Origin of the sequence: Geobacillus vulcani PSS1 (assembly GCF_000733845.1) — a bacterium.
GTDB lineage: Bacteria > Bacillota > Bacilli > Bacillales > Anoxybacillaceae > Geobacillus > Geobacillus vulcani.
The window spans coordinates 2113103-2130188 of the sequence record NZ_JPOI01000001.1 but is presented as its reverse complement, the minus strand read 5'-3'; the positions used below and the strand labels follow the sequence as shown (position 1 = coordinate 2130188).

The following is a 17086-nucleotide window of genomic DNA, read 5'->3' as shown; positions in this document are numbered from 1 at the left end:
GTATCAAAGTAAAATCACTATTATCAAGAAATGATAATGATTATTATATAATATTGATTATGATTAAATTCATGGTCCAGTGAACCGCCTGTTTCATTAATGCCGGCGAAAGATACGCCTCAACCGCCGAGGAAAGAAGCAGTCCGAGGGCAACAGCCGCCATCGCTGCTGCGTAGCGCATCACCATCGGAAACATCGATCCATGCGGCCGCTTCATAAACTGGTTGCGCACCATGTGCAAGGAAAATGAAACAGAAATGACGCCCATGACGATCATGAGTGGAATGGCCACCAAGTTTTGCGGCATGATGGACACAAACGACAAAAGAAACCCGCGCCAACCCATTTGATTGACTAAAAAACCGACCGTAAAGCCGACGACGACGCCTTTGAAAAACAGCAGAACAAGAATGATCGGCAAGCCAATGACAGAAATGCCAAGCACCCACATCAACGCGGTATATTTAACGTTGTGCATATAGCTTTGCCGAAACATATCATGGGCGCTTGCGATATTGTCTTTTGACACTTGTCCAAAAAATTGCGTCAAGTAATAGTACAAGTCTTGTTTTTGACTGAAACCGAGGCTGTTGACGACAATGGCGCCGAAAATGACGCCCATGAGAAACAGGACGATGACAAACACATACAGCGAAGCATGTTCACGCCAATGAACAGCGACGGCCGATTTCAGCGGATGGGTTCTCATTGTGCTTCGTCCTCCTACTTTGTCTCTTAGTAGATTGTATGTCCATCCGCTGTCGGTATGACTATTTTTCTAAAAGGCCAGTCATGCAATGAAAAAGCAGCTCAACACCGACGTGTGGCCAACTCCACGGACGGCAAGCCGCCTCGGTCCATTGGCGCATGGCCGGGCCAAACAACACGCACGGCATGATGAGGAACGGCAGGAGCGCTGCCCGAGCGGTTACCCCTCCCGCACTTTTCCGTATCTCCCACCGCCCCCGACCTCGATATGGAGCGCACCGCTGCGGGCAAGGACGATCAGTTGGGCCAACTTTTCTCCCACTGTCTCCGCGATCTCTTCCTCCGCGGCCTCATGAAGAACGCGCATTTCGGTGCCAAAACGGGCGAGCAGCTTTTCATACGCCTTCGGGCCAAGGCCGGGAATGAATTCAAGCGGCACTTGATAAATATACGGCGGCCGCTTCGGCCCGCGTTCCGCTGTTTTCAACTCCGCAAGCCGGTCGAATACCCCCTTAACAAAGCGGTGATGGCCGCACGCCGGACAGCGCTCAGCCTCAGGCGAGACCGGCGCAAGGCAGCGCTCGCACACCGTTCGGTGATATTTGCCAAGCTTTGGATTCAAGCCGTAATTGGCGATGATCGTACGCCCGTCTTCACCGCGGAGCGCTTTTTCCAACTCCGCAAACGTCGGGGCGGCGAGCCGCACTTGCTCATATTCGCGGGCGATTTTTCGCAATGAATGGGCATCGGAATTCGTTACGTACGGGTAGCGATGCAATTCAGCGATCTGGTCCGCCATCGCCGTATCGGCGCTTAACCCAAGCTCAATGGCATCGATCCGATCCGGGTCAAACACTTCTGTCAAGCTGTGCTGGACTCCTTTTCCGTACAAGCTTTTAAACGGGGTGAACGCGTGCGCGGGAATGAACCAGCCGCCCTGCTCTTTCGCGGCAGCTTGCAGCTCGCGGCCGGATGCGTAAATGCGCTGCGAACTGAGCGATATGTTCTTCACCCGTTGGCCAAGCCAGCGGGAAAACGTGCGCATCGCCTGAACGGTCGGCAAAAAAACGAGAACGTGGATCGGTCCATGGCAATGGCCGTCATATACTTCGATTTCGCTGCCCAACAAAAGCGTCACCTTTCCGGCGCTGACGCCGCCCCCCTCATGTTCGCGCCACCCGTGCTTCTCCATCGCCTGCTCCAGCTCGTCCAGCACTTCGGGCACATGGCTGTCAATGACGCCGATGATGTCGATTCCTTTCACCTCAGCCGCCTCACGCAAGATGTTGGCCAACGTCAACGTCCGCGCCCCAGTAATTTTCACCGGGCGGCCGGAAGCGGTGCGGCCGATGTGGATATGTAAATCCGCGTAATAACGGCCGAGGCCGCCCTCGTTTTTGTTATGCGCCATTTTGCTCCCCTAGCGCGCGGCGCAGCTGCAAATATTGCAAGGCGTATGCCGTTTTCGCATCGTAAATGTCGCGGCGTTCAAGCATCGCAAGCGCCTCCTCCAATGTCACTTCCAACAGTTCGACAAACTCATCTTCATCCAACCCGGCGCCATCTTCGACTTTTTCGAGCCCTTCCGCGACGTACAAATGGATGAGCTCATCGGCAAAACCGGGCGATGTATAAAACGAAATGAGATGGCGCAGCGAACGGGCCCGGTAGCCGGTTTCTTCTTCAAGCTCGCGGCGTGCGGAAGCGAGCGGCTCTTCCCCATGTTCTAGCTTGCCCGCCGGAATCTCGACCAATGCGCGCTCGAGCGCTTTTCGGTACTGGCGGACAAGAACGATTTTCCCGTCCAGCAACAGCGGCAGCACCGCCACCGCCCCCGGGTGTTTGATCACCTCGCGTCGGCTCATTTTCCCGTTTGGCAGCTCGACTTCCTCGATATACAAGTCAATGATGCGGCCGCTGAACAGTTTCTCTTTGCGAACCGTTTTTTCATACAACTTTTCCATCTCTTCTTCTCCCCTATCGATTGATGGACTCTTTTCCATTGTACTACAAGGTTGGCCATTTTTTCGCCTCCGTTGTACAATGAACGTATCATCAATGGACAAAGGAGGCTGGCAAAGTGAAAAAGCGCCGCATCGGCACATCAGACTTATACGTCAGCGAAATCGGGCTCGGCTGCATGTCGCTCGGCACGGATGAACACCATGCCATCTATCTCATTCATGAAGCATTGGAGCGCGGCATCAACTACTTGGATACAGCCGATTTATACGACCGCGGCTTAAACGAGGAATTTGTCGGCAAAGCGGTGAAAGGAAAACGCGACCAAGTCATCATCGCAACCAAGGTCGGCAACCGTTGGCGCGCGGACGGAAGCGGCTGGGATTGGGATCCGTCAAAAGCCTATATCAAACAAGCGGTCAAAGACAGCCTGCGCCGCCTGCAAACGGACTACATTGATTTATACCAGCTCCATGGCGGCACGATCGACGACCCGATCGACGAAACGATTGAAGCGTTCGAAGAGCTGAAGCAAGAAGGCGTCATCCGCTGGTACGGCATCTCCTCGATCCGCCCCAACGTCATCCGCGAATACGTGAAGCGCTCGAACATCGTCAGCGTCATGATGCAATACAGCTTGCTTGACCGCCGCCCGGAAGAGTGGTTTCCGCTGCTTCGCGAACATCAAATCAGCGTCATCGCCCGCGGTCCGGTCGCTAAAGGCTTGCTCACCAACCGCCCGCTCGAAGCGGCGCAGGCGGCGGTGAAAGAACACGGCTACCTCGATTATTCATACGAAGACTTGCAGGCGCTCATCCCGAAGCTGAAAGAAAAAACGGCCGGCCGCCGTTCCTTGACCGCGACCGCGCTGCAATTTTGCCTGCATGATCCGGTCGTTGCCGCCGTCATTCCGGGGGCGAGCCGGCTCGAACAGCTCGAGGAAAACATCTCCGCCGCTTCCGCCCCGCCGCTTGACGCTGACGAATACGAATGGTTAAAACAAGTAACGAAGCGCTCGATCTATGACATGCACCGATGAAAAAAGGAGCCCACAGCGCCAACATGGCCGCTTGTGGGCTCTTTTTTCATCCTGTTTCCCTTTTCATCAGGCAACCTCATCATCTACATACTTGTCCCTTGCTGCCCCCAAGCCAAACACGATCATGGCCGCGCAAACGGCTAGCAATAAAACGAGGGGAGGGAGAAAATGACCAGCTGCATCATACAGCGCCCCAAACAGCGGCGGGCCGGCCGCCGACAGCAAGTAGCCGACCGATTGGGCCATAGCCGAGAGCTGGGCGGCTTCCAGCGGACGGCGCGTGCGCAACGTAAACAGCATCATCGCCAGCGAAAACGCCATGCCGGCGCCGATGCCGGCCAAAAGCGCCCCCGCCCAAAGCAGCCAACCTTGGCCAGCCACAAAGGCGGCCGTTCCAAACGCCATGAGCAGCACCGCCGAACCGATCAGCACTTTTTGATTGTCCATCCGCTCCGCGAGCATCGGTGAGACGAACATCATCGGCAGCTGGGCAAACTGGAAGAAAAAGAGCAGCCATCCGGCGGTATCGGCCGCCAAGCCTTTGCTTTGGCCAAGCTCCGGCAGCCACGTGACAAGGCAATAAAAGAACAACGATTGCAGTCCCATAAACAGCGTCACTTGCCAGGCAAGCGCCGAGCGCCAAAGCGAAAAGCGCCGGCTTCCCGCCGGGACGCCGCTCGCGCTCGACTTCTGGCGCCAAGCTTGCGGCAGCCAAACAACAAGCGCCAACGCGGCAACCAGCGCCCAAAAGCGAAGCGCTCCTTCCCAGCCGATCCCCCACTCATCAGCGAGCGGAACCGCAAGACCGGAAGCGAAGGCGGCGCTCATGTTCATCGTTACGGTATAAACGCCCATCATCAAGCCGATCCGGTGAGAAAACGCGTCTTTGATCAGCGCCGGCATGAGGACGTTATCGACCGCGATGGCGGCTCCAATCAGCGCCGTGCCGAGAAATAGAAAAACCCCTCCCGAAAGCGGACGAACGAGTTCGCCGGCAAGCAGCACAACAAGCGAACCGAACAGCGTCCGCTCCATTCCGAACCGTCGGGCGAACACAGCCGCCACCGGAGCCAACAAGGCAAACGCCAACAGCGGAATCGTCGTCAACGCCCCAGCCGCCGTGTGGGAAAGGCCCAGCTCCCGCTGCAGGTCAGGAACGAGCGGCCCGACCGTCGTGAGCGGCGCGCGCAAGTTGGCGGCCAAGATCACGACCGCCGCCACCATAAACGCCGGAGAAGCCGCTGTACCCGCCGCCGCAGTTTTTTGCCTCATCCATCGTGTCCTCCTTTTATTTAAACTTGCGCCAGTCAAGCTCGCTTTCTTCAAGCAGCTCAGCAAACGACTTCCGCTCGTCGCGCCGGCGCGCTTCCTCGCGGCGCCGCGCTTCTTCCGCCGCCCGTTGCCGCTGTTGTTCCTCGGCAAGCGCCCTCTTTTTCGCAAGCAGCTTCGCTTCGATGTCGGCGCCAAGCCGGTCAGCAAGCGTCACCGTCGACTGCTCTCGCTCTTTTTTCCGCCCCGCATCTGTTTTCACCATTTTTCACCCCCTTGCATAACAGCCGCTTGTTTGTCAAACGATACAACTAAACGACATGGAAAAGGAGAGATGACCGATGACGAAAAACCGCGCTCAAAAAGGAAAACCGTCCGCCGATACGGTCAAACCGGTAATCGCCAAAGAAGAGCTGGAAAAAGCGATCCATCCGACAAAGCGGCAAAACAGCCCGCAATAAGAAAGATCATAGAAAAACCGTAACCGGCCCGGTTACGGTTTTTACAGCACCTCGGTAATGTGCGGCATATGCTCGCCGAGCCAGGCGATCGCGTCATCAAGCGTCGCAAACTCTCTCGTTTCAAATGTCATCTCATTTTGCAAAAGCCACACGTCCTTTTTGTCTTGGTACGGACCGGCGACCGACCAATGAAGCAGGCTGTACGGGTCGTTTTCATGGGTGAATGACACCCATGTTTTTTGCTTCGCCGTCTCCGCAAGCTGCCGAAGTTTACCGTTCATCGTCCGATCCCACCTTCACAAGCGGCATATGTCCGTTCAGCATTTGCCCGGGGCTTTTTAGCTGAAAGGCGGCCGTACCCGGCTTGACATCAATCGTCATCGTCTCATCAAAAAAGATGAGCCGCGACCGCTCTAAAAGCACCGGAACGAAGTTTGTCTCAACGACAAGGTCGTCCTCATCGGCCTCGTCAACGAGCCATAGCGCCGGCACGCCATCGACCAAACAGCCGCAGCCGTCGGTGTCATATTTGAGCTTTAACTGCCGCCCCGATTTGGCTACAATAGGGGTAAGCCTTTCTTTTGCTGCATCAGTAAACGTGATGTTCACGCTCATCGTTGCTCCTTTTTCCGTTTGTTTCTTTACTATTCTACCTGTCGGCACGCAAGACTGTCAAAACGAAAAGGAGGAAAACCCGATGGCAAAAGTGCAAATCAAAGTGAACGACAACGGCTCGCTGCGGGTCACCGGTGAGGTGGAACTGCTCGATGGAGAAGGAAAGCCGTTTGTGACAAAACAAACGTTTTCGCTCTGTCGCTGTGGGCTGTCGAACAACAAACCGTTTTGCGACGGTTCGCACAAAGGCCGCTTTCAGTCGGTCGTCCGCGCTCCGTCCCCGGAAACGGATGAACAGTGACAAGCGGTCGTTCCTTCCCACATCAAAAGACAACGATTTCCTTGCCCAAGTTTCGCAACGGACGGTGAAACCGATGGATGAACGATGGCTGCAAAAACAAGTGCGCAACTGTTTACGGCACTATGGCTATAGCGACGAGATGATGCCGCTTGATGAGGATGATCTCCGGCAGCTTTGCGCCCAAATCGCCGCAGCAAAAGAAACGTGCGAGAGTGCAGACGTGTATGAGCTTGTCCATGACGCCGTCTACCGGTTTATGGCGGGCACTTGATGCGGCCGCATGCAAAAATGACGCGGCTGGCCACACGAGGCCAGCCGTTTACTTTTGGAAAAACGCCCGCTTTGCCACCTTTTCCACAAGCCCCGGAGCGAACCGGTACAGCCGGCTGCCGAAATCCATCCAACGCGGCATGTTCACCTCGCGCGTCGGCGTCATCATCGCGGCAACCACGCGCCTTGCCACCGCCTCCGGACTTAACATCCAACGCGAGACATTGCGCACATACTCTCCCGACTCATCAGCGGTCGAAAAAAAGTTCGTCTCCACCGGCCCGGGGTTGACGGCGGTGACAAAAATGCCAAAGCGCCCCGCCTCAAGGCGGAGGCTGTCCGTAAAACCAAGGACCGCATGTTTCGTCGCGGAGTAGACGCTTGATTTGGGCGTGGCGATTTTTCCCGCCTGCGAGGCGATGTTGATGATATGGCCGCTCTTGCGCTCTTTCATGTGCGGATACACCGCCTTCGTGCAGGCGATGAGGCCGAAGACGTTAACAGCAAACATTCTCTCCATTTCCTCCAAGTCGATGTCCTCGACATAGCGAAAGACGCCAAACCCAGCGTTGTTGACCAACACATCGATCGCGCCAAGGTCCGCAATGAGTTGGGAAACGACCGCCTCGATCATGTCGCGGTCGCTGACATCAAGCGATGCATACGGGGCGCGAATGCCGGTTTGCGCTTCGATCCGCGCGCTGATTTCTTTCAGCTTTTCTTCACTGCGCGCCAAGAGCACCGGCACCGCCCCTTGGCGCGCTGCTTCATAGGCGATTTGCTCGCCAATTCCTCCCGACGCTCCAGTAATGACGACATGGCACCCCTTCAACCGCACACCGACACCCCCGCCGCTTCGTAAACGTAACGGCCGTCTTCCTGTTTTTTCGTCACGTATCCGTTCGCCTCGAGATAATCAAGCTGGCCGATCGTCTCCGACATCGTCAGCATCAACTGCCGTTCGTAAGCCGTGGGGAACAGCTTTTGACACACGTCAAACACCGTATGCGGACGTTCTTTCACCATTTCGAGCACCCGCTCGGCGCGCTGGCGCTGCTTATCCAACCGCTCGCGAACGAGCGCCGGAATATCGGTCGCATCGTCGCCATGGCCGTTTAACGAACGAACGATGTCGTATTGCAGCATTTTCTCAAGCGACTCGTTGTATTGCAACAACGGCTTGGGCCGTTCCGTCTCCCCTTCCGCCGGCGGCTCCATCATTGGATTCGGGGAAATATGAACAAGCAAATGATCGCCGCCGATCAACAACCCGTCCGCCTCGCGGTAGAGGGCGATATGGCTTTGCGCATGCCCCGGCGTTTCGATGACCTGCCACCCGGGCATTCCCGGCACCGCGTCCCCTTCCATCACCATGATGTCAAGCCCGCGCCGGCTTGCGTAGCGAAGCGATCCGCCTTCTTTGGACATCTGGTTGAACAAGCGGCGGTCGACGTCGCATTCGGCGAAAAAAGCTTCAAAAAAGCGGACATACCGCTCCATAAACGAACGTTCGCGGCGCAAAAACGGATCGGCTTTCGGATGGCCGATGATCGGTGCATGCGGAAAATAATCAAGCAAGCCGACATGGTCGGGATGATGATGAGTAATGACGATTTGTTCGATATCCTCTGGCGCATAACCGATCTCGCTCAGGCGCTTTACAAACAACTTCCAAGCTTCCTCTGTTTTCACCCCGGCGTCGACCAATGTCAACCGATCGCCGGCAATCACGTACATATGCACATCGCCGACCGGAAACGGCGTCGGCACCGTGATCCGATACACTCGCTCGTCATTCATCGCATTCCCTTCTTTCCTTAAGTTCATGAATCATCCCGTTCGAACCGTTTCATCGCAAAATGAATGATTATTCATTAATCTTGTATTTTACAGTTTACACCGATTTCATCCGTTTGTCATGCCTTTTTCTTCTGCACGACGAAATTGCAAAAAAATTCGCGCTCCTCTCTTGACAACGCCGCCTGTCCCGCGGCATAATGACTAATAACATCACGGATACGGCAAAACCGGCGATGAACAGGGCCAGTAAACCGCAAACGGCACCAGAGAGCGAAGCCCGTGGCTGGAAGGCTTTGCTGCCCTCTTTGCGGTTGAACCTACCCTAGGAGCTGTTAGGCCAACCTAAACGCCTCCCCAGCGTTATCGGGGCAGAGTCGGGCCTGTTTGGCGCTTGGGCCAAGCCAGGCCAAAAAAGGTGGTACCGCGGAAACGAAGGTTTTCCGTCCTTTTGCAGGACGGGAAGCCTTTTTCTTTTGGATGAATACACCGAGGCAAGGAGGAGTGGAATGATGAACAACGAACGGACGATCGCGCTCATCGGCGCCGGCTCGATGGCGGAAGCGCTCATCGCCGGCATGACGAAGGTATTTTGCCATCCGGCGCACATTGTCGTTGCCAACCGCCAAAACCGCGCCCGGCTCGAGGAACTGGCGCGCCGCTACGGGGTGCGGGTGGCCCCAAGCGCCCGTGAAGCCGCCGAACAGGCGGATATCATCGTTTTGGCAATGAAGCCAAAAGACGTTGCCGAAGCGATGAACACCATTGCCCCTGCCCTTTGTGCCAACCCGCTCATCCTTTCGCTGCTGGCCGGCGTCACGACTGAAACGATCGAACGGCTCGCCGGACGCGACATCCCTGTCGTGCGCGCGATGCCCAACACATCCGCCGCCGTCGGCTTATCGGCGACCGCGATCGCCGGCGGCCGCTTCGCCGCGAAAGAACATCTTGAGGTTGCCAAACAACTGTTTGAAACGGTCGGCATCGTCGCTGTTGTGCCGGAACGCGACTTGCACGCGGTCACCGGCCTGTCCGGAAGCGGTCCGGCGTATGTGTACTACTTGGTCGAAGCGATGGAAAGAGCGGCGGCCGACATCGGCCTTGAGCGCGATGTCGCCAAACGGCTCATTTTGCAAACGATCATCGGCGCAGCCGAGATGCTAAAAGCGTCCGACAAACATCCGTCCGTCCTGCGCCGCGAAGTCACGAGCCCAGGCGGCACGACTGAAGCCGGCATTGGCGTGCTTGAGCAATACCAGTTCCAAGAAGCGGTCATCGCCTGCATCCGCCGGGCGACGGCCCGCTCCGAAGAGCTCGGCAGCGCTCTTCTCGCCGCCATCGCCGAAGCGTAAAAACGGCGGACCTCCGGGGCGCGCCGCTCTTTTTCCACCTAGTCCGAACAGAGCGGCAATCCGTTTCATTTTGTTTTTGACAAGCGGCATGCTATCATCAGTCATGAACCATTCATTGGCATAGAAAGGAGCTGCTTGTCATGAACACGATGCTGTTTTCGCCGTATACGATCCGCGGGCTGACACTGAAAAACCGAATCGTCATGTCGCCGATGTGCATGTATTCATGCGAGACAAAGGACGGCACGGTGCGCACATGGCATAAAATCCATTACCCGGCGCGCGCCGTCGGCCAAGTCGGCTTGATTATCGTTGAAGCGACCGGCGTGACGCCGCAAGGCCGCATTTCTGAACGCGACTTAGGCATTTGGAGCGATGACCATATCGCCGGGCTTCGCGAACTCGTTAGGCTTGTGAAAGAGCACGGAGCCGCCATCGGCATCCAGCTTGCCCACGCTGGCCGAAAATCGCAAGTGCCGGGAGAGATCATCGCCCCATCGGCCATTCCGTTTGATGACTCATCACCAACGCCGAAAGAAATGACAAAAGCCGACATTGAAGAAACAGTGCAAGCATTCCAAAATGGCGCACGGCGGGCGAAGAAAGCTGGCTTTGACGTTATCGAAATCCATGCCGCCCACGGCTACCTCATTAACGAATTTTTATCGCCGCTCGCCAATCGCCGCCAAGACGAATATGGCGGTTCGCCGGAAAACCGCTACCGTTTCTTGGGCGAAGTGATCGATGCGGTCCGCGAAGTGTGGGACGGCCCGCTGTTTGTGCGCATCTCAGCGTCCGACTACCATCCGGACGGGCTGACAGCCAGCGACTACGTTCCGTACGCCAAACGGATGAAAGAACAAGGCGTCGACCTCATCGATGTCAGCTCCGGCGCCGTCGTGCCGGCTCGCATGAACGTCTATCCCGGCTACCAAGTGCCATTTGCCGAACTGATCCGCCGCGAAGCAGACATCCCGACCGGCGCTGTCGGGCTCATTACTTCCGGCTGGCAAGCGGAAGAAATTTTGCAAAACGGACGCGCCGATCTCGTCTTTTTGGGGCGCGAGCTGCTGCGCAACCCGTATTGGCCATACGCCGCGGCGAGAGAGCTGGGTGTCAAAATCGCAGCGCCCGTCCAATATGAGCGTGGCTGGCGGTTTTAACCGCGCGGGATCGAAAACGAGGCGAAATCCGCGGCGAGTTCGGCATTCGGAAATACACTGCGCGCCTCGGCGACGAGCTGCAGCGCCGCCGCACCTTGGTAGCGAGAGCTGATATGGGTTAAAATGAGCCGTTTCGCCCGCGCCCGCCTCGCCACCTCGGCTGCATCGATGGTCGTAGAATGGAAATAGTCATGGGCCAACCGCTGTTCCGCCGCGGCAAACGTCGCCTCGTGGACGACCACATCGGCATCGCGGGCGAGTTCAATCGCCGCTTCGCAAAAGCGGGTGTCGCCTAGCACGGTGACGATTCGCCCTTTTTGCGGCGGGCCGACAAACTCGCGTCCGTCAAGCACGGTACCGTCCTCGAGCACGACCGTTTTTCCTTGCTTAATCTCTTGATAAATCGGGCCGGGGCGGACGCCGAGCGCTCGCAGCCGGTCAACCAAGAGCGGGCCGGGCAAGTCTTTTTCGACGACGCGGAAGCCATAAGACGGCATGCCGTGATCGAGCCGTTTCGCGATGACTTGAAACGTTTCATCATCAAAAATAACGCCTTCCTCGATCTCGGCAATGTTCAGTTCATAGCGCAGCCGCGTCCCACTGACAGAAAGCGCCGTCTCCACAAACTCGCGAATGCCTTTCGGGCCGAAAACCGTAAGCGGCGTCTCGCCGCTTTGAAACGAGCGGCTGCCGAGCAGCCCCGGCAAGCCGAATAGATGATCGCCATGCAAGTGCGTAATAAAAATATGCTCGATGCGGCGCGGACGAATGGCGGTATGCAAAATTTGATGCTGCGTCGCTTCGCCACAATCAAACAGCCATGTCGCCCCCCGTTCGTCGAGCAGCTGCAAGGCGACGGATGAGACGTTGCGCTCTTTCGCTGGCACGCCGGCACCCGTGCCTAAAAACAACAGTTCCAACGTTTTTCACTCCTTATTCGGTCATCATTGTCTGTTGTTAGCGTACCAATGTCGGAACAGCTTTTCAACTTTCTTTTGCGCTCTACAACCGCAGGCTCAGCACCGTGCGGCTTTATGAATGAGCGCGCTTGGCCGCCGGAACGCAACAAAATCCTTGCGTTCCGTCCGGCAAACGTCTCTGCCGCCGAAACGCAACAAAGTATTTGCGTTCCAGCCGGCAAATCTCTACAATGATTTCACTGAAGAGATAAATTTGGCTAAAGCGAGGTACATAATGGTGGACAACATGAACCCGAAATCGATCATCGTCATTTTCGGAGCGACGGGAGATTTGGCAAAACGGAAACTGTTTCCGTCTCTTTACCGCCTGTATGAAAAAGGGCATTTGAACGAGCGATTCGCTGTCGTCGGCGTCGCGCGCCGCCCGTTGTCGGTCGACGAGTTCCGAAACTATGTACGCGACTCGGTCGAAACGGCGTTTCACCAAAAGCTCGCCGACGGGCGATTCACCTCCCATTTCTATTACCATCCGTTCGACGTGACGGAATCCGAGTCGTACCAACGCTTAAAGTCGCTCCTCGAACAGCTCGACGGCACATACGAGACCGAAGGCAACCGCATCTTCTACTTGGCGATGGCTCCGGAATTTTTCGGCACCGTCACTTCCCGCTTGCAGTCGGAAGGATTGACGGAAACGCGCGGCTTTAAGCGGCTTGTCATCGAAAAACCGTTCGGGCACGACTTGGCGAGCGCCGAGAAGCTGAATGACGAGATTCGCCGCGTTTTTTCCGAACGGGAAATTTACCGGATCGACCATTACCTCGGCAAAGAAATGGTGCAAAACATCGAGGTCATCCGCTTCGCGAACGCCATTTTCGAGCCGCTCTGGAACAACCGGTTCATCGCCAACATTCAAATCACATCGAGCGAAACGCTCGGCGTGGAAGACCGCGGCCGCTACTACGACCATTCCGGGGCGCTGCGCGACATGGTGCAAAACCATATGCTGCAAATGGTCGCTCTTTTGGCGATGGAACCGCCGATCAAATTAACGACCGATGACATCCGCCATGAAAAAGTGAAAGTGTTGCGCGCCTTGCGCCCGATTTTCCACGATGAAGTCGACCGCTATTTCGTGCGCGGCCAATACGGGAGCGGGGTGATCCACGGCAAAGCCGTTCCAGCGTACCGCGAGGAGCCGAACATCGATCCGGAATCGAACACGGAAACGTTTGTCGCCGGGAAGCTCCTGATCGACAACTTCCGCTGGGCCGGCGTTCCGTTTTACATCCGCACCGGCAAACGAATGGCGGAAAAATCAACGAAAATCGTCGTCCAATTCAAAGATGTACCGATGAACTTATACTACCGGACAAACGAAACGATCGCCCCGAACTTGCTCGTCATCCACATTCAGCCGGATGAAGGGATCACCCTTCACTTAAACGGCAAAAAAACCGGGGAGTCAACGACGATAACCGCCCCGTTTCAACTCGATTACTGCAACAACTGCATCGACGGCATCAACACGCCGGAAGCGTACGAAAAGCTGCTGTACGACTGCATGCGCGGCGATGCGACGAACTTCACCCACTGGGATGAGGTGGCGGCGTCATGGCAATTTATCGACCCGATTTCTGACGTGTGGGCCAACACAAAAGCCGCCGATTTCCCGAACTATGAAGCCGGTTCGATGGGGCCGAAAGCGGCCGATGAACTATTGCAAAAAGACGGCTTCCATTGGTGGCCGATCAGCCACCCGCGTTCCGAAAAGGCCGGGGCAAACTAGCGCTCGCCCCTCGCTCACATCGGCTGGCGCAAACCGAGCCGCAAAAACGGGAAACAACGAAATGAAGCGGCACGCACCGTTGATCGCTGGCTTTCTAGAAGGCCGGCGATCCACAGCCGTTTCCCTTCGGCGAGACGTTGTCAAGCGATCCCTTTTCATCACCGTTCGTCTGGACGATAACGGGCAAAAACAAAGAGCGGGCTCAGCCGTCGCCCAACAACGCCAGTCCCTGACAGGCAAGCCGTTTTTCGACCGCTGGCCCGCCGTCGTTTAAGCAAAGGAGTGAAGGAACGATGAAGATGTATGATGTCACCGCCCCGATTTACGAAGGCATGCCGGTATACAAAAACAAACCGGAAAAACAGCCGAAGCGCACGACGGTGACGAACGGCTATGTGACTGAATCACGCATTGACATGGACGTGCACACCGGCACGCACATTGACGCCCCTCTTCACATGGTCGAAGGCGGCGCGACATTTGAAACGATTCCGCTTGACCGCCTCGTCGGCCCGTGCAAACTGTTTGATTTGACGCATGTCAACGACCGGATCACGAAAGACGACATCGCTCATCTGGACATTCAGGAAGGCGACTTCGTTCTGTTTAAAACGAAAAATTCGTTTGAGGATGCGTTCAATTTCGAGTTTATTTTCGTCGCCGAGGACGCGGCCCGCTATTTGGCCGCCAAACCAATCCGCGGCGTCGGCATCGACGCGCTCGGCATCGAACGGGCGCAAGAGGGCCACCCGACCCATAAAACATTGTTTTCGGCCGGCGTCATCGTCATCGAAGGGCTGCGGCTAAAAGAGGTCCCCGAAGGCCGCTATTTCATGGTCGCTGCTCCGCTCAAACTCGTCGGCACCGACGCCGCCCCGGCGCGCGTCTTGCTGTTTGACCGTGAGCTGTAAAAACAGCTGGTCCCTTGATGGGGCCAGCTGTTTTATCATTCCAAACCGAGAAGCCTCCCCTCTTCCACGCATGAGCGTAGGTAAGAGAGCGTTCAACGTCCATTCTCATCATTGTTGTTGTCCCCCACACAACTTCTTACTACACAAAAAATAATATGATTTCCAATGATTGATTAAGCATACAAATAAGACATATAATAAAAGTAAGTATTGAAAAGAAGGAGCGAAACGCACCAATGGAGAAAAGGAATATTTCACAATCATCGCCGGTCGTCATGAAAGCGACAAGCAAGCTGTCCAGCCGAGGGCAAGTGGTCATTCCTGCTGAAATCCGGAAAACATTAGGCCTCACCGAAGGCGATGATCTGACGTTTATTGTCAACCAAGATGGAGAAGTAAAAGTGGAAGTCACGAAGAAATATCGCTTGTCACAATTAATCGGCATTCTCAAAACCAATCAGCCGTTCCGCCCTATTGAGGAAATCCGAGATGAAGTATATCGTACAATGGGAGCAAAAGAATTGAAAGACGGGGAGGAAAACTAAGTGGCTCGCAAGCTATGGATTGACACAAATGTCGTGATTCGAATCATGACCGGCCATCCCCAAGAGCTTGCGGAAGAAGTTGGGGACATGTTGCAGAAAGTAGAAGCAGGAGAATTGATTTTGCGCCTTAATCCGCTCGTCGTCGCGGAATGTTGCTGGGTGCTGGCTTCCGTCTATCAAGCATCGCCGTCCGACATTTCCGCCGCCTTATTAAAGTTTACCAACGGGATTGGGATCGAAACAGAGGAAAAAGATGTTGTGCAACAAGCGCTTCGAGATTACGGCGAGAAAAAGGTCGATTTCATTGACGCGTATATCGCCGCTCATGCAAAAGCGAATCCCCCAGAAGATGTCGTTACTTGGGACAAACATTTTAAACGATTGAACATTCGCCACGGTCGCCCTAAGGACTGGTAAAAAGAGGGTGTCCCAAAAGGACCGGGACGCCCTCTTTCATCGCTATATACGTACTGACTGCTTCTGCCGCACTGTATGTTGTGCCTATCTTGAAGGCAGGCGACCTTTTGGGTCAGCCCCTCTTTTGAAACTCGTTCTTGCTTTACAGCTCCTCCCCATTCGTGCGAATGACGCGCTGGAACCAGTAGAAGCTTTTTTTCTTATAACGTTTCAAATCGCGCAAGTTTTGATCATCGCGGTTGACGAAAATGACGCCGTAGCGCTTGCGCATCTCGCCTTGCGAGCTTAACAGATCGGTCGCTCCCCACATCAAATAGCCGATCACCTCGACCCCTTCTTCGATCGCCAGTTTCATTTGTTCAATATGGCGGCGCATATAGTCGATCCGCTCGTCATCGTCGACCGTGCCGTTCTCGTTTAGCTCCTCCTCAAGCCCGATGCCGTTTTCGGTGATGAAAATGGGCATCTGGTAGCGGGCGTACACGTCTTTTAAGGCAATCCGCAAGCCGAGCGGATCGATCGCCCAGCCCCATTTCGTCTTCGGCAAGTGGGGGTTCGGCTCAAGCCCTTTGATGATCCGCTCATCTTGTTCCTGATGGCGGACGATTTGGCTTTGATAGTAGCTAAATGACAAAAAATCGACCGTCTGCGTGCGCAGCAATTCCTCATCGCCTGCCTCAAGCGGCAAGCGGATCCCCTTTTTCTCCAGCCGATTCGTCACATAGCGCGGATAAACGCCGCGGGCGAACACATCAAAGAAGAAATCAATGAACAGCTCTTTCGCTTGCACGTTCGCCAAAGCGTCTTCCGGGCGGCATGTCGCCGGATACGTTGTCAAATACGTCGCCATCCCGCCGATCTTCGCCTCGGGAGCGATCTCGCGCAGCGCCTTCACCGCCTTGGCGTGGGCGAGAAAGACGTGATGGCAGACGCGGTAGGCAAACGCTTCCGGGTCTTCATCATCCGGGCAGATCGCCCCCCATAAATGCGGTTGTTCGAGCACTAAGTTTTGTTCGTTGAACGTCAGCCAATAGTTCACTTTCCCACGGTAGCGCGCAAACACGGTGCGCGCGTACCGCTCAAACAAGTCAACGACCTTCCGCGAGGCAAAGCCGTTGTATTTCTTGGCCAACGCCAGCGGCAAGTCGAAATGGTACAGCGTAATGACCGGTTCGATGCCGTTCGCCCTCAATTCATCAAACACGGCGTCATAAAACGCCAAGCCCGCTTCATTCGGCTCCCCTTCCCCATCCGGAAAAATGCGCGTCCAGGCGATGCTCGTCCGGTAGGCGGTAAAGCCGAGCTCCTTGAACAAAGCGATGTCTTCTTTGTAGCGATGGTAAAAGTCAACCGCCACTTTCCAGTCGGAATGGCCTTCCGGAATCGGGCGCGCATCGACGATCGACAACCCCTTGCCTCCTTCATTCCACGCCCCTTCCGTCTGGAACGACGTCACCGCCCCGCCCCATAAAAAGCCGTCGGGGATGATCGATTTGCGCTGTTGTGACATGGAACGACCCTCCTATCTGTGAACGGACGTGTTTCCGTGATTGAACGCCTTAAACAT

At 55.6% G+C, this 17086-nt stretch carries 20 protein-coding genes; 9 read left to right on the top strand and 11 right to left on the bottom strand.

The features are described 5' to 3' along the window. Nucleotides 1–43: 43 nt before the first annotated feature. From spoIIM to N685_RS0111485, 3 genes are all read right to left on the bottom strand, one after another. A complete protein-coding gene (gene spoIIM / locus N685_RS0111495) occupies nt 44–709 on the bottom strand; it encodes a stage II sporulation protein M (protein WP_031408489.1) in 666 nt (221 codons plus the stop codon). A gap of 219 nt (nt 710–928) precedes the next feature. After that, the gene (locus N685_RS0111490) at nt 929–2119 is read right to left on the bottom strand and encodes an endonuclease Q family protein (protein ID WP_031408487.1); all 1191 of its coding nucleotides are present in this window, start codon (nt 2117–2119) and stop codon (nt 929–931) included. After that, on the bottom strand, nt 2109–2672 hold the full coding sequence (locus N685_RS0111485) for an NUDIX hydrolase (protein WP_031408485.1): 564 nt from the start codon (nt 2670–2672) through the stop codon (nt 2109–2111). The genes N685_RS0111490 and N685_RS0111485 overlap by 11 nt, the downstream gene beginning before the upstream one ends. A 116-nt stretch (nt 2673–2788) precedes the next feature. Here N685_RS0111485 and N685_RS0111480 point away from each other — a divergent pair, with 116 nt between their 5' ends. Further along, a complete protein-coding gene (locus tag N685_RS0111480) occupies nt 2789–3709 on the top strand; it encodes an aldo/keto reductase (RefSeq protein ID WP_031408483.1) in 921 nt (306 codons plus the stop codon). Between the two features lie 66 nt (nt 3710–3775). Here the strand turns inward: N685_RS0111480 and N685_RS0111475 are convergent, their stop codons facing one another. The 4 genes from N685_RS0111475 to N685_RS0111455 all read right to left on the bottom strand — a co-directional run bounded on the left by N685_RS0111475 (nt 3776) and on the right by N685_RS0111455 (nt 6054). Then, on the bottom strand, nt 3776–4981 hold the full coding sequence (locus N685_RS0111475) for a CynX/NimT family MFS transporter (protein ID WP_031408481.1): 1206 nt from the start codon (nt 4979–4981) through the stop codon (nt 3776–3778). A 16-nt stretch (nt 4982–4997) separates the two neighbouring features. After that, nucleotides 4998–5243: a YqkE family protein gene (locus N685_RS0111470; protein WP_031408479.1), complete on the bottom strand. Its 246-nt coding sequence runs from the start codon at nt 5241–5243 to the stop codon at nt 4998–5000. 237 nt (nt 5244–5480) lie between these two features. Then, nucleotides 5481–5720 carry a YqkC family protein gene (locus N685_RS0111460; protein ID WP_031408477.1) on the bottom strand — a complete coding sequence of 80 codons (240 nt, stop codon included), beginning with the start codon at nt 5718–5720 and terminating at the stop codon, nt 5481–5483. After that, on the bottom strand, nt 5710–6054 hold the full coding sequence (locus tag N685_RS0111455) for an iron-sulfur cluster biosynthesis family protein (protein ID WP_031408475.1): 345 nt from the start codon (nt 6052–6054) through the stop codon (nt 5710–5712). Before N685_RS0111455 ends, N685_RS0111460 begins: the two co-directional genes overlap by 11 nt. A gap of 82 nt (nt 6055–6136) precedes the next feature. Between N685_RS0111455 and N685_RS0111450 the strand changes: the two genes are divergently transcribed. Continuing rightward, a complete protein-coding gene (locus N685_RS0111450) occupies nt 6137–6355 on the top strand; it encodes a CDGSH iron-sulfur domain-containing protein (RefSeq protein WP_031408473.1) in 219 nt (72 codons plus the stop codon). A 73-nt stretch (nt 6356–6428) separates the two neighbouring features. After that, nucleotides 6429–6626, top strand: a complete 198-nt coding sequence (locus tag N685_RS0111445; protein ID WP_031408472.1) for a YqzH family protein — start codon at nt 6429–6431, stop codon at nt 6624–6626. Nucleotides 6627–6674: 48 nt separating this feature from the next. Here N685_RS0111445 and N685_RS0111440 read toward each other — a convergent pair whose 3' ends face one another. Both N685_RS0111440 and N685_RS0111435 read right to left on the bottom strand, forming a co-directional pair. Further along, nucleotides 6675–7463, bottom strand: a complete 789-nt coding sequence (locus N685_RS0111440; protein ID WP_031408470.1) for an SDR family NAD(P)-dependent oxidoreductase — start codon at nt 7461–7463, stop codon at nt 6675–6677. After that, nucleotides 7454–8425, bottom strand: a complete 972-nt coding sequence (locus N685_RS0111435; RefSeq protein ID WP_031408468.1) for an MBL fold metallo-hydrolase — start codon at nt 8423–8425, stop codon at nt 7454–7456. Before N685_RS0111435 ends, N685_RS0111440 begins: the two co-directional genes overlap by 10 nt. Nucleotides 8426–8934: 509 nt before the next feature. Here N685_RS0111435 and proI point away from each other — a divergent pair. Both proI and namA read left to right on the top strand, forming a co-directional pair. Further along, the gene (gene proI, locus N685_RS0111430) at nt 8935–9774 is read left to right on the top strand and encodes a pyrroline-5-carboxylate reductase ProI (protein WP_031408466.1); all 840 of its coding nucleotides are present in this window, start codon (nt 8935–8937) and stop codon (nt 9772–9774) included. A gap of 140 nt (nt 9775–9914) precedes the next feature. Then, a complete protein-coding gene (namA, locus tag N685_RS0111425) occupies nt 9915–10937 on the top strand; it encodes an NADPH dehydrogenase NamA (protein ID WP_031408464.1) in 1023 nt (340 codons plus the stop codon). Here the strand turns inward: namA and rnz are convergent. Further along, nucleotides 10934–11857, bottom strand: a complete 924-nt coding sequence (gene rnz / locus N685_RS0111420; RefSeq protein WP_031408462.1) for a ribonuclease Z — start codon at nt 11855–11857, stop codon at nt 10934–10936. The two genes, namA and rnz, sit on opposite strands and share 4 nt — an antisense overlap. 277 nt (nt 11858–12134) lie before the next feature. On the opposite strand from rnz, the gene zwf reads away from it, so the two are divergent. From zwf to N685_RS0111395, 4 genes are all read left to right on the top strand, one after another. Beyond that, complete coding sequence (gene zwf, locus N685_RS0111415) at nt 12135–13646, top strand: glucose-6-phosphate dehydrogenase (protein ID WP_031408460.1); 1512 nt, start codon at nt 12135–12137, stop codon at nt 13644–13646. Nucleotides 13647–13939: 293 nt separating this feature from the next. Then, complete coding sequence (locus N685_RS0111405; protein ID WP_031408456.1) at nt 13940–14557, top strand: cyclase family protein; 618 nt, start codon at nt 13940–13942, stop codon at nt 14555–14557. A gap of 236 nt (nt 14558–14793) precedes the next feature. Then, nucleotides 14794–15102 carry an AbrB/MazE/SpoVT family DNA-binding domain-containing protein gene (locus tag N685_RS0111400; protein ID WP_031408454.1) on the top strand — a complete coding sequence of 103 codons (309 nt, stop codon included), beginning with the start codon at nt 14794–14796 and terminating at the stop codon, nt 15100–15102. Then, nucleotides 15103–15519: a PIN domain-containing protein gene (locus N685_RS0111395; protein WP_025948590.1), complete on the top strand. Its 417-nt coding sequence runs from the start codon at nt 15103–15105 to the stop codon at nt 15517–15519. A 142-nt stretch (nt 15520–15661) separates the two neighbouring features. On the opposite strand, the gene N685_RS0111390 is transcribed toward N685_RS0111395, so the two are convergent. After that, nucleotides 15662–17029 (bottom strand): glycoside hydrolase family 1 protein, encoded by a 1368-nt coding sequence (locus N685_RS0111390; RefSeq protein ID WP_031408450.1) that lies wholly within the window; start codon nt 17027–17029, stop codon nt 15662–15664. Nucleotides 17030–17086: the final 57 nt, after the last annotated feature.